9 protein-coding genes are annotated in these 13752 nt (G+C 34.2%); 4 read left to right on the top strand and 5 right to left on the bottom strand.

Going from position 1 to position 13752, the window contains the following annotated elements:
• Positions 1-5: 5 nt before the first annotated feature.
• The 3 genes from HH304_RS02400 to HH304_RS02390 form a co-directional block, all read right to left on the bottom strand.
• Positions 6-1427: an O-antigen ligase family protein gene (locus HH304_RS02400; protein WP_169677841.1), complete on the bottom strand. Its 1422-nt coding sequence runs from the start codon at positions 1425-1427 to the stop codon at positions 6-8.
• A gap of 97 nt (positions 1428-1524) precedes the next feature.
• Positions 1525-2769 carry a glycosyltransferase gene (locus HH304_RS02395; RefSeq protein ID WP_169677840.1) on the bottom strand — a complete coding sequence of 415 codons (1245 nt, stop codon included), beginning with the start codon at positions 2767-2769 and terminating at the stop codon, positions 1525-1527.
• A gap of 2 nt (positions 2770-2771) precedes the next feature.
• A complete protein-coding gene (locus HH304_RS02390) occupies positions 2772-4103 on the bottom strand; it encodes a flippase (RefSeq protein WP_271711469.1) in 1332 nt (443 codons plus the stop codon).
• Positions 4104-4253: 150 nt separating this feature from the next.
• On the opposite strand from HH304_RS02390, the gene HH304_RS02385 reads away from it, so the two are divergent.
• Genes HH304_RS02385 through HH304_RS02375 form a run of 3 tightly spaced genes read left to right on the top strand, consistent with a single transcriptional unit; the run spans position 4254 to position 7535 of the window.
• On the top strand, positions 4254-5189 hold the full coding sequence (locus HH304_RS02385) for a sulfotransferase family protein (RefSeq protein WP_169677838.1): 936 nt from the start codon (positions 4254-4256) through the stop codon (positions 5187-5189).
• Between the two features lie 5 nt (positions 5190-5194).
• Positions 5195-6619 carry an MBOAT family O-acyltransferase gene (locus tag HH304_RS02380; RefSeq protein ID WP_169677837.1) on the top strand — a complete coding sequence of 475 codons (1425 nt, stop codon included), beginning with the start codon at positions 5195-5197 and terminating at the stop codon, positions 6617-6619.
• Position 6620: 1 nt separating this feature from the next.
• Entirely contained in the window at positions 6621-7535 is a 915-nt protein-coding gene (locus HH304_RS02375) for a hypothetical protein (protein WP_169677836.1), read from the top strand.
• A 50-nt stretch (positions 7536-7585) separates the two neighbouring features.
• On the opposite strand, the gene HH304_RS02370 is transcribed toward HH304_RS02375, so the two are convergent.
• Positions 7586-10234, bottom strand: coding sequence for a PKD domain-containing protein (locus HH304_RS02370; RefSeq protein ID WP_169677835.1), 2649 nt, complete (start codon positions 10232-10234; stop codon positions 7586-7588).
• 334 nt (positions 10235-10568) lie between these two features.
• Positions 10569-11681, bottom strand: a complete 1113-nt coding sequence (locus tag HH304_RS02365; RefSeq protein WP_169677834.1) for a glycosyltransferase — start codon at positions 11679-11681, stop codon at positions 10569-10571.
• Between the two features lie 92 nt (positions 11682-11773).
• On the opposite strand from HH304_RS02365, the gene HH304_RS02360 reads away from it, so the two are divergent.
• A complete protein-coding gene (locus HH304_RS02360) occupies positions 11774-13750 on the top strand; it encodes a hypothetical protein (protein ID WP_169677833.1) in 1977 nt (658 codons plus the stop codon).
• The last annotated feature ends 2 nt before the right edge of the window (positions 13751-13752 follow it).

Raw genomic sequence — 13752 nt, 5'->3', positions numbered from 1 at the left:
AAAATTTATTCTGTAGCGGTGTTTTGTTTTATTTTATTGTTTATAATCGTTGTCATTTTAATAACCATACCCACTGATATTGCCCAATATGTCATGGTTTCCATTAGCATTACTTCTTGTGGGTAATTTCCCACCATGATAGTAAAAATTGTTGTCAATAAAGCTGCTAATAATATTTTCATTTCAGGGTCATCCGAACGAAAGTAAGCTTCAACCCCTATTTTCAATGATAAAAAGAATATAGTTAAATAAATTAAAAGTCCAATCCATCCGGTATCTAAAGTTACCAGAACAAATTGGCTATCCGGTGGAAACCCGGCTAATAAAGGGTGACCTGATGCATCCATAGTACTTCCTAGACCAGACCCAATAGGATGACTTTGAATAAATGGCTGAATAAACTTCTGGTTTTGAGCTCTTACATCATAAGATTTATCATCACCTCTAAATGCTGTTTGAATAATATAATGTTGTGCATTCAATGGTGGCATCACAATAAATATCACTCCGGCTATAAGCATCATAGCTACACCAATCACAACTGGCTTTCTAAATGTTAGAATTGCATAGAAAACCAACCCAATAGGTATTAGTGCATATGCGGTTCTGGTACCGGTAAAAGACATAGCATAGACCATCAACACAATTAATACTCCCAAAATAATTTTGCTCTTGGACTTGAATGGTCCAGCTAGTAAAACCATACATAATAATGAAGAGTATGCCATGATAATTCCAAAACTCATAGGGCTTGCCAGAAAACTAAACCTTCTCCAACGTCCAAATGTAAATATCCTTGTTGCAACTTCCGGATGCCTGTAAAGCCAGCTTACTTCATAATCTAAAAATCCAAAAAACTCCTGATACAAGCCATAAACTGCTGCCAAACATGCTAATATCAACCATACCCTAATAAAAAGCTTTACCGTTTTTTTTGAATCTACAATATTATAGAAAAGAATATACGACATAAATGGAAACAAGGCTGTCCGAAAACCATTAAACCATAAAGCTCTTGAAAATGTAAACGGATTAGCTATTTGAATAAAATTATATACCACAAAAGCCAACCAAACCCATGTTAAAGCATTATTTGGAAAACCAAACTGTCTTTCACTTTTCATCCGGAGCAAAATGTAAAGCAAAAGGACAAAACACACTGCATCTAATGCCAAGCCAACCGGAATATCAATTGGAAGATACTTTCTTACCCAGCCTAAAGTAAATCCCAATATAATGATGATAATACCCCCAACCTTGAGGGAAATTAATGATATGATCAGAATAATTAAACCAATAAAAAATGCTGATAGTCCTGCGCTTATAGCAAAACCACCCTTCCCCATAATCACCGCAAGTCCTAATGAAAGTACTGTGATTAAGGTAATAACTATTAATTCCTTATATTTTAAGACAACGTCTTGCATAAATTATAAGAACACAATTTTTAGAAAGAAAAAATATGTACTAACAAAACAAAATATCAAAACTACCCATTTCAATATCTTTTCATTGATCCAGGATTTATCCAACATGCTCATATCCCTTATTCTTATAAGATTTTAAAATATCCCAAAACTGGGTTACTCTTGCTCCCCAGGTGTTTTTTTCTGCCACCTTAAATCTGGCTTCCACTCTCTTTTCGCTATTATTTACATATTCTGAAACTATACTTTCAGCGAATTCTTCAGGATCGCTTCCGAAAGAAATAACTTCAGAAAAAGTCAGTATATCTTCCGAAAACCTTGTTGCAACAACAGGTTTACCAGCTGCTAAATACTCATTTATCTTAAGAGGGTAAATACTTTTAGTTAATGTGTTACACTTAAACGGAATAATTGCAACATCAATATATTTTAAATACCCCGGCAATTCATCAATCTTTTTTGGTCCAAGATAAAAAACATTATTCTTATTAAATAAGTCAATTGTTTTATATTCATCAGTTCCGGTTGGTCCAATAAAAATAAATTTATAATCTTTTAATCTATCAATTACCCCTTCTAATAATTGATAATCCATCCGTGTTTCAATATTTCCTATAAACCCAACAACTTTATCAGTAGCTTCTTTTGGCCAGTCTTTTGGCTTTATCAAGTTAGGATCAAGACTTCTTTTGAAAAGCTTCAAATCAGCAGCATTTGGATGATAATAGGCAGACCCTTTTACTTGATTTTTAATCTTATGAAGCTCTTTACCTGTAGTCAAAGTCACATCATAATTGGCAATTGTCTCCTTTTCAAGTCGAGAACCATGCTTATGTGTATATGCCACCTGTGATATATCGTCCATAGACTGATAAACTGATACCTTAGGTTTTATTGATTCCGGTAACTTTTGAAGGAAAAATGGATCAAAGGCATTTATAAAGATAAAATCTTTAATGTCAAACTTTTCAATAGTTTCAGTAATGGCCCTTAATATTATTTTATCATTCAAATTTGAAAAATAATCATACAATTTACCTTGAGGCAAAAAGTTTATCGGAACAGTTAATCCTGGAGTAACGATAGTTAAGTTTTCCGGTAGTTTTTCAGGTCTTGAAAATCTTGTATCAGATTTAAACCATGTATTCATCCTTTGCTTTATTTGAGAAGAATCGAAGTTTCCTATCAAATCCTTATATGAAAAAGGATGATCAACATAAAAAACCCTGTTCTTCTTAGCAAATTCTTTGGCAATAGCCAATGAAGGAGAAGAGATTGGTGAATCCCATCTAGATAAAGTAAAGATTATTATATCTTCGTTGGTTGTTATATCTTGATTCATGGTCATCTTACGTATCTGGCTGACATTAACAGCCCTTTTCGATAAAAATTAAAACATTCCTTAAGTACCCTTAAAAAACTAACACTCAACTTCTTACTAAGATACATTTGATTAAGGAATAATCCGACTGCTAAAGAAGTTAGTGTTCCATAAGCAGCTCCTACCAGTCCGAATTTTGAAATAAATATATAATTGAAAATCACATTGAGAGCAGCTCCCAAAACGATAAAGTAAAAATTAATTTTAGGTCTACCAGTTGCATCCATAACAACTCCAAACTGACGAGCAAAAGGTTCAATTAGAGCATAAAATATAGTTACCTGCACAACTAAAGCGGTATCCAAATACTCCGCACCAGCAAGAATTTTAATTACAAAGTATGGGAATATTAAAACAAAAATCACCAGGGGTATTATAAGTGCTAAAATCAAGCCTACAGATTTTTCATATAATGGTGCTACAGCTTTTACTCCTTCCTCCTTTATTCTCTTTGATGCTTGTGGAAAAAGCACCGTTGCAATACTCATAGTAGGGATTTCAACAAGGCTACTTATTTTTACTGCAGGTTCATAAAGCGCTACCATTGCAGGAGACATCATAGAACCAAGCATCCACTTATCAGTATTTTTAAATAACATGGTACTAATATTTGTACCTAGCGTGTACTTTCCAAAATGAAATAAATTACCCAACCATGTTTTAGAAATAATAAATCTTTTATTTAAAAACTGCCTGCTGAATATATACCCCACAAGAGCCGCTAATAAAACACCAAATGATTGTGCCATGGCAAGATTTATCAAGGAAACTTCCACTCCTTTAATCCAACAAAAACAAACATAGCAAAAGAAAAAACCTTGTTTTATAAAATATATCCAGAATGTCCCCCTGAAATCAAAGTTACTTTGGTTAATATATTCGAATTGCGAAAAAGGAATAAGAAGAAAATTTGTAATCAAATAGATCATCAATATCTCAGAAAGCCCGCTAGCATTCCATAATGACTCTAAAGGAAATCTGAATACCAAAATCAATAAAGTAACCAGTACGGTATAACCCAAATTTAACACCCAGGAAGCTGAACATATTTCATCATATTCAGATTTATCATGACTAGTTACATGCTTAACCAGCGGATTTCTTATAAATCCATTTCTAATTACCTCAAGGATTGAAGTCAGAGATACAAAAAGTACCCAAATACCATAATCATATTTTGGTAGCAGTCTAATAAGTAAAATGAAACTTAATAAGCCAAAAAAGGTCATTGCAACCCTTTGCATTAAAGTATAGCTCCCTGATTTTACCCAATATTTTTTATCCGAACCCGACATCTAAAAAATTATAATATATAAATATATATTGAAAAAGTTGATTTATTTTGCTAATAACCCGATCTGGTAGTAATTTAGATTTTTAAATCGACACTAAATTATCACTATTATCCAATTTAATAAAACTTTCGTCATATTATTGTTTTAAATATGTCTGTAAACACAAAAAAACTTTTCCCAGACTTTTTACTTATCGGAGCCGGTAAGTCGGGAACAACCTCCTTACATAACTATTTGGATCAACATCCTGATATTTATATGAGTAAGATAAAAGAGCCATACTTTTTTGCTTTGGAAGGAGAGGATATTGTTCCTCCGGAAAAAGATCCTTATAAACTTTATGACTTTCCGTGGGCTGTAACTAATCTTGAAGAATATAATAAACTTTTTGAACCAGCTAAAGAAGGGCAAAAAAAGGGCGAGTCATCAACGATGTATCTTTATGGAGATAAAGCACCTTCGAATATAAAAAAATACATCCCGGATGTAAAAATTATAGCTATATTCAGGAAGCCATCATCAAGATTATATAGCAGATACTTACATTTGGCCAGAGAAAACAACCTTATGGGATCATCATTTGATAAGGTTTTAGACAAAAATAGTATCTGGTGGTTAAGAAATGATTTGGTTAAGGAAGGGTTTTATTATAAACATCTTTCCAGGTATTTTAAATTATTTAATGAAGATCAGATTAAAATCTTTCTTTATGATGATTTGAAAAAGGAACCAGAAAAAGTAATTCGAGAATTATACTCATTTGTAGGTGTTGATGAATCTTTTACTCCTGATGTTAGTATCAGATTTAATCAATCAGGCTTTGTTAAAAATAAAGCTCTTGATAAACTATATGGAACAGACAGTGTAATATTTAAATCTGTCAAATCTGCCATGCCGGGGGTTTTTAATAAACTAAAAGAAAACCTGGTAATTCAAAAAGGACTGAATAAGTTGAGAGGGAAAAATCTTGAAAGACCAAAAATTGACCCGGAAATAGAAAAAAAATTAACTTTTGATATTTACTACGAAGACACTTTAAAATTCCAGGATCTGATCAATAGAGATCTGTCTCACTGGCTAAAATAACTAATATGCTTTTTAATTCGATCCATTTTTTGATCTTCTTTCCGGTCGTTGTAAGCCTGTTTTTCATGCTCCCAAAAGCTGTAAAATGGGTTTTATTACTAGTTGCCAGTTACTATTTCTACATGATGTGGAAATGGGAATATATCGGCCTAATAATACTAAGTACATTTGTTGATTATTTTGTTGCAATGGCTATCGAGTCATCTGCAAATGAGCGTAAAAGAAAGCTACTATTATTTATAAGTTTGGCTGTAAATCTGGGGCTGCTATTCTATTTTAAGTATTATAATTTCTTTCTGGATAATATCAATTTAGCATTTTCAGCATTCGGCTCCAGCTATAGCTTACCGTATGCCGATGTAATTTTACCTGTGGGTATTTCATTTTATACATTCCAGACCCTTTCATATACTATTGAAGTGTTTATGAAAAGGACACATGCTGAAAAGAATTTTGGCATTTTTGCCTTATATGTGAGCTTCTTCCCTCAGTTAGTAGCAGGACCAATTGAACGACCTCAAAATCTACTTGGGCAGCTACGCGAGCTCAAGGGCTTTAAGTATGAAAACATAGTATTAGGTTTAAGGCAAATGCTTTGGGGTATGTTTAAAAAGGTGGTTGTAGCTGATAGACTAGCCTTTTTTGTTAACCTCGTTTATGATAATCCTGATCAATTTCATGGGCCTTGGCCAATAATTGCTACAATCTTCTTCACATTTCAGATTTACTGTGACTTTAGTGGTTATTCTGATATTGCCATTGGTGCAGCAAGAATTATCAATGTTGACTTAATGACCAACTTTAGAACTCCTTATTTTAGTAAATCTATTAAAGAGTTTTGGGCAAGGTGGCACATCTCTCTTTCAACATGGTTTAGAGACTATGTATATATTCCACTAGGAGGAAACAGGGTATCAATGTTCAGGTGGATATTTAATCTGTTTGTTACATTTGTCGTGTCAGGCATATGGCACGGAGCTGCCTGGACATTCGTAATATGGGGCTTGATACATGGTCTAGCTGTTTCGATAGAAAGTTACCACAGTGCAAAACCACTTTTTTCATTTAAATTTCCATCGGGGGTTCAAAGGACATATACAATTCTTCTGGTAATGTTTGCCTGGATTTTCTTCAGAGCCTCAGGTTTCAATGAGGCGATAGACATAATTAATAACATGCTTAACTGGAAAGCTAATATTGTTGGAGAAATTAAAAGGATAGAAACAAAAGACCTTTATAATATGGCAATTGGTTTTCCATTAATCATAATGCTACTTTCATTTGAATTATTAATGCAATGGAAAAAGGGAATTGAAATATTCAATAGACATAGATGGATCAGGTGGTCAGGATATATACTTTTATTAATAATTATCGCATTATTTGGAGTCTTTGTTGATCCAAGCGACTTCATCTATTTCCAATTCTGATATGAAAAGATTATTTAAAAATCTATTAATATTCTTCGTACTGGTTTATGCTGTATTCTGGTTTTTAGACTTTGCATTTACATCGATCTATCAACAAGGAACATATTATAAAACACAGTGGCTAAACAATACGGAAAATAATGAGTATGATTTTGCTATTCACGGTAGTAGTAGACCATATACCTGTATTGATACAAAAAAGGTTGTAGAGGATACAAACTTAAAAGGAATAAATATTTCTTTGGATGGAAGTACCACACCAACTCATGCCCTGATGCTGGAAATGTTTTTGAAAAGAGGGAATAAGATCAAAACTCTTTATTTAAATGTCGATAACTGGGAAGCAGATACAGAGGTGGTTGGACAGTTTTCATATCCTCGTTTTTTTCCTTATTACAAAGAAAAAGAAGTGTATGAGCACTATTCACGTTTTGGATTAAAATGGCAATTGTACCGCTTTATTCCTTTTATAAGGTACGCAGAGCAAAACACCACATGGGGGTTACACCAATTGGCCAATAGCCTATTTCATTTCAAAAAGCCTGATTATGATAGCTATGGATCAAAGATCTATGAGTCAACCGAATATCATGGTACACAGGACCTGTTCGAATACAATTTTGATACATCAGGAAAAATGTATTATCTGAACAAGATAATTGAGCTTTGCAATTCTAACAATATTGAACTTGTAGTATTTGTTTGTCCGTTTGCAAATGCAAAAACAGATAGTGAGTATTATAAAGGAATAGAGGATTTCAAAGAATACCTTAATAATAAAGGAGTGAAGTTTTACAACTTTGGAGACAAGTACAATTTGAAATTTGATCTTTTCGTAGATGAAGATCATTTAAATAAAAATGGTGTTCCTTTATTTACTGAAGATGTAGTGAAAATGATTGAAGAAACAAAATAAAAAAAGCCGGACAATGCTGCCCGGCTTTTCCCACATACTACTATCCCCTCTTAATTTTTTAATATTCTTACAGGTGCTCCATCAAATCCAGCTCCGGTCACTTTGATATAGTATGTACCAGTAGGGATGTTAGCTGATACAAGCTCTACTCTGAACTCAGTCATTGATTCAGTTACCTGATATGAGTTTTGAAAATATACAGTTCCGTTTGCGTCAATGATTTCTACATTTGCTTCTCCACTTTTTCCTTCTGCAAACCCAACGTTGATATAATCAGTGAATGGATTAGGGTAAGGATTAATTCCTGAGATTGCAGCTGAAGATGTCATTGCAGAAGCACTAGCAGTTCCGCCGATTTCTTCAATGATCATTGCATTAAGGTATGCGTACATTGAACCAGAAGCTGTTTGAACTGTTAACACAATCTGACCGTTTGCATCAGGAGTCAAGTCTTTAAGAGAAACCCAGCTGCTAGTATTGTTAGAAGCCTGAAGTTTTCCTGACTTACCACCAGCAGAGAATACTGTTGTTCTGTCTCCACCTCCACTACGGCTACCAAACAGGTTCAGATTATAAGTTAATGACTTGTCTAATCCAGTTACAATTATTTGTGCTTTATCACCTGGCATTGCGTAATAGAATGTCTTCATTACATTATCAGGTAGAATATCATCAGTATTGTTTGTAGTCATTCCGTTTGCAGAAGCAGATCTCCAACCAGTGCCTACTTTAATTTTAACACTTGTGCTAGCTCCAGAAGTAGTCTTAAGTGCTTTAGAAACTACATTAGCATCAGGATATGTCTTTGTAGAATTCCACCCGTTAATGTCAGTTGTCATATGAGTTAAGTTAACGTTCATTACTGCGCTTACTTCACCACTTCCAGAACCTGGGTCAGTAGTACCAGGATCAGTACTTCCTGTAAACCAAGATGAAGGAACAACTCTTCTAGAGATACCAGGACCTGCAACTTCTAATTTAAGTTCTTTGCCTCCCCAGTTTTGCATGTACTCAAGAACGAATGGAGTAGCTGCAGTAGTCATATTTACTTTTACTTGCTTAGTTACTGCTGCATGCAGACCGTCATTGTTTATCACTACATTGTTATTGATCTTTAATTTAGATCCGTCATCTGAAGTCAGATAGAAAGTATACTCACCTGCTGTTGGAACTGTTATGCTTCCTATAAATTCAAGTAGGAATGTATTGCTTGCTACAGCGTATGATAAGTTTATATCTGTTGCCTCACCTGTTTTCTTAGGAGTCAACCTTGAAAAATCAGGTAGGCTGCTATAATTTCCTTCATAATAGTTGTAAGTGAATTGTCCTGCAGGAGCCGGGTTAGTTCCACCTGTATTTGGCTTAACATATACAAAGATATCATCATTTGCCATGTCTCCTTGATTATCATATACAGTCAACCTAAACTTATAAGTACCTTCAACCATATTTGATAAGCTTAAAGCTGAGCTTTTAGTTCCGCTTAATGTAGCAGCTGGTCCCATTAGCTTTTGCCAAGAGTAAGTTAATGCTCCACCTTCAGGGTCTGACGCATTAGAAGTCAATTTAATTGAGTTCGTAGGAAGCGTAATTGTTTTATCAGCACCAAGGCTTACAGTTGGAGGCTGGTTAGTAACCTGATCATTAATTATTACAATTACCTGATCTTTTGCTGTCTGACCAGCACCATCAGTTGCTACTACTTCAAATTTATATGAACCTTTAACCATTCCTGAAACATTAAGAGTCTTAGTGTTAACACCGCTCAATGTTGCAGCACCGCCTGAAAGTTTACTCCATTTTACAGTTACAGACTTTCCGGCCGTGTGACCTGCTGTTGCAGTTAAAGAAATGCTATTAGTAGGTAATGTTATTGTTTTATCTGCTGGAGCTGATACAGTTGGAGTTCCAGAAGATGGCGGAGTTCCTCCCCCTCCTGTTGTTCCTCTTTTCTGAGCAAGCATCCAGTTCCACATGTTGTTATCACCATAAGCTTTATCCCATGCATTGTGACCTGTACCAGGATATACCGTTAAAATTGGCTCTGGTGTAGGATTAGAAACACACTTTAAATAAGCAGCAACTGCTTTCTCTGTACCTGTATTAGGTGAACCAGGACCATCGTACTCTCCTGTAAATGCCCACATAGGCAAGTTTTTAAGATTACATCCGTCTTTTGTCATCCAACCTGCAATCGGAACGATAGCAGCTAGTTTATCAGAATAATTGCTTGTTGCAGCGTAATCCCAAACACCGTTACCACCCATGCTAAGACCAGTTAGGTAAACTCTGTCAGTATCAATATTGTATTTATTGATCATTTCATTTACCATTTCGTCAAGGAAGTCCGGAGACCAGTCCCATGGATAACGAGCTTGAGGTGAAATTAAAACGAATGGAAAGTTTCTTCCATTTTTTACCATTTTAGGAGGACCATTTCTCAATACCAAATTAAGATCTGAACCCTTCTCTCCCATTCCGTGTAAAAATATTACCAACGGAACTTTCTCACCAGAATTGGTATAATTCTCCGGTAGATATTGCCAGTAGCCAAATGACTCACCAGGCGCTACAGTTTTCGAAGTATAAGTTTGAGCTGTTTGTCTAGATGCGGGTGAAGTTTGAGCTACCATTTGAAAGGCAGTCCCAAATAAGATTAATAAAAGAATCCCGCGGAATAGAATTTTAGTTCTCTCCATTTATTTTGCTGGTTTTTGTTTTTAATTGATCAGTTACGACTAACTGATTGTCAAGTATTTCGATTGCAAATGTATAAATGAAATTGTTAAACTAATACCCGTAAACAGGGGCTAACATGTTAATGTAAGAAATTGTATAATAGTTATATAATTGGAATAAATGATCACAAATTGGGGAAGATTTATATAACTATTTCAAGATTGTATATAAATTATTAATTGGTGGAATGCGAATTATACACAGTGTGGAACAATTCCCCACGCAAGCCACATGTCACCGAAAACGTTTGCGGTGAAAAAAAAGTGACAAGAAGTGCAATTCTTTACTTAAAATCTATTTTTTCTCAACAGATTTTTTTGTTTTGGGAGTGTGAAAATTGGTCTTATGGGCAGTCGTAACACTAAAAATCCCTATCATCATAGCAATAATAGCCTTAGGTAATTGTAGTGCTGCGGAAACAAAATCACGATTATAAAACCTTGATGGTATGGATATTAAATTAGCAAAAAGGAAAATTCCCAGAAGAGCAAACCAAGAATACCAAGGTATATTTGATGGTATTAGTAAAGAGATTAACCCCATAATAGGCAAAACCCCTAACATTAAAACTCTTGGAGGTATGAATGCCTGAAGAAACTTTTCAAAATAGTCAAAGTTTCCTTTCAGTAAATGAAGAAATGCCGGTTTGAAGTGATCTCTAAAAAAATAAAACTGTCCTGCTATCCAACGAGTACGTTGTTTTGCAAATACTGCAGCACTTGAGACTTTTTCATCATAAATAATGGCATTATCTGCATAAGCTATCTTCTTACGTCTTCCGATAATTCTAAATTCTGCCTCTTTATCCTCACCTCCCATTTCTTCATTGCCCTTCATTATTTCTTTAAAGAAATGGAATTTAAAAGCCATACCCGAACCAATTAATGCCGAAGAAAATCCTAATGCTCTATGGCCTTTTCTAAATACATGATTATTAATTTCCTCACTGATAGAATCTAATAATGCAAAGGCGGAATCCCGATTCTTTGCCGTTCTATGCCCCTGAACAGCATAAAAACCCTTATTCAAATACCCATTTAAGATGTCAAGACAATTCTTTTCCATTACATTGTCCGCATCTAAAATAACTATGTGATCATAATCATGCTGAATTTCTTCAAGAGCTTTATTTATTGATTTGGTTTTAGTGCTTCGATCAAAGAATACTTCAATCACAGTTGCACCCATATTACGAATTGTCTCAACAGTAGATTGCTTTAGTTTATCAGCAATTACCACAACATCAAACTCTCCTCCTTTAAAATCATGACCAAGAGCTTCCTCAGCGGTATGAATAATTATTTCATCCTCCTTATATGCCGGAATTAATACTAAAAACCTATCTCCTGAAGAATGATTATCTACCTTCTTTGTTTTGTAGAAATGCCCGAATATTGAAAAAATCAAAAAATATATTATATAAAAACAAAAATATAGAAAGATTATTCCGAGTATTATCGTTATTACTAATTGCATTGTGAAATCAAAAAATACTGTTTATGCTAAAGTCCAAATGTAAGACTATTTTTTGTATTCTAATAATAATAATTTATACTAAATTAACAGTAAGTGCTCAAATACAAAGTCATTCTGTTGATAATATTATTAAAATTGAGCCCGAAAAGATTATCAATACTACTACAAAAGGTGATGCTTTTAAGCTTTTTGATGAACAAAACATTGATAATCCTCAACATGGATGGAAGCCTCCTTATTCCCCCAAATGGAATTATCCAGCCGAGATAATTATTGACCTGCAAGACACCTATGAAATTGATTATTTTAAGTTTTATGATGGATCTGCAACAGGAGAATTGGAAATCAATTATGGCAACCCATTTAAATGGACAGCAGGAATAAAAACTAAAACGGACAGGTATAATCAATGGCAAAAAAAATCTGTAACCTGGAAAACCCAATATATCCAGATAATACTCCATGACCCAAATGTAAATATTAATGAAATCATCTTTTCAGGAAGAAAAATAAACACCTCAGAAAAATTTAAAACAGACTTAACCCCAGGGAAAACAAAAAAAACTGCTCTAAAAAATGTCATTGGAACCAATAGCTTCATTGATGTGCCTCATTCTACTTTAAGCTCTATTTCAATGATAAGGGAATACCATCAATGGGATTGGATGGAAGGTGATAGGGATAAAAATTATATTGGCTATCCTAATAACCAAAATCGCTTTAACCCTACCCTAGCAGGAGGTGGTTGGAATTTTGACAATTACTATGAAACATTATTTAACAACGGAAAAACAGTTGTTCCAGTAATGGTTGGTACAACATTATGGTTAACCAAGGAGGGCCCTGAAACTTTAGAAAAAAAACCTGCACAAGGTAACCCGGCCGACCCTGAATCATACAAAGCCCATGCTGATCACATGTTTCAATTTGCTGCCAGATATGGAGATAATAAGGTCAAAACAGAATTCTTAAAGTTACATAGCTCTCAATCAAAGGTCTCCGGGCTTGGATATTTAAATTATTATGAAAACTGGAATGAACCAGATAAATGGTGGATGACTAATGTTGAGTTCTTTTCTCCATTTGAATATTCGGCTATGTCAAGTGCAGACTATGATGGGCATGAATCCACTTTAGGTAATACATTAGGGATAAAAAATGCAGATCCTAACTCAAAACTGGTCATGGCTGGCTTAGCAACATTAAACTTAGATTACCTGATATCTATGAAATTCTGGTGTGACCATAATAGAACTGATAAGCGATTTATCTGGGATGTAATCAATTTTCACCATTATTCAAATAACGGTGGTGTACAGCATGGCAAAGCAACTAGTGGTATTTCACCTGAGGCTGATTCTTTATATTATAAAATTAAGCGAATCTCTGATTATCGTAATATAAACCTTCCAACTAAAGAATTATGGATTACTGAATTTGGATATGACACACAATCTAAAGGGAGTCAAATTGCCCCACAAATAGGAACTATGACAAGTGAACAAGTGCAGGCATCATGGCTTATTAGATCCATAATCATTGGGCATTGGGCTGGTGCTGACAAAATGTTTCAATTCATGCTTAGGGATGGCAATGAAAATAGTTTTCAAACATATCAAAACAGTGGATTAACCTCATCAAAACATACCGGATATAAGAAAAAGGCTTCATGGTATTTTTTGTCAACAGTAAATTATCATGTTGGAGATTTCTATTTATCAAATGTTGATGTAGACCCTAATACCAATTTATATACAGCCAAGTTTGTCAAAGAAGGCAGTTCTACTACCATTCTTATATTATGGTTAGGGTCATCAAAAGATGCTAGAATGATAGTTGACTTAAAAACTAATAGATACTACAATCCAAAAAATATAATTGAAAAAAAGGTACAGTTAATGGATGAATACACTGTGGGCCTTGAATTACCGATTAATACAAATCAAGATAAAACAAGTATCGAGGTTAGTGAAACCCCGATAATAGTTATCTTAAATTAACA

Source organism: Marinigracilibium pacificum, assembly GCF_012926615.1.
In the GTDB taxonomy this organism is placed as follows: domain Bacteria; phylum Bacteroidota; class Bacteroidia; order Cytophagales; family Cyclobacteriaceae; genus Mangrovivirga; species Mangrovivirga pacifica.
The sequence above is the reverse complement of the archived record's forward strand: the minus strand, read 5'-3'. Positions and strand labels throughout refer to the sequence as shown.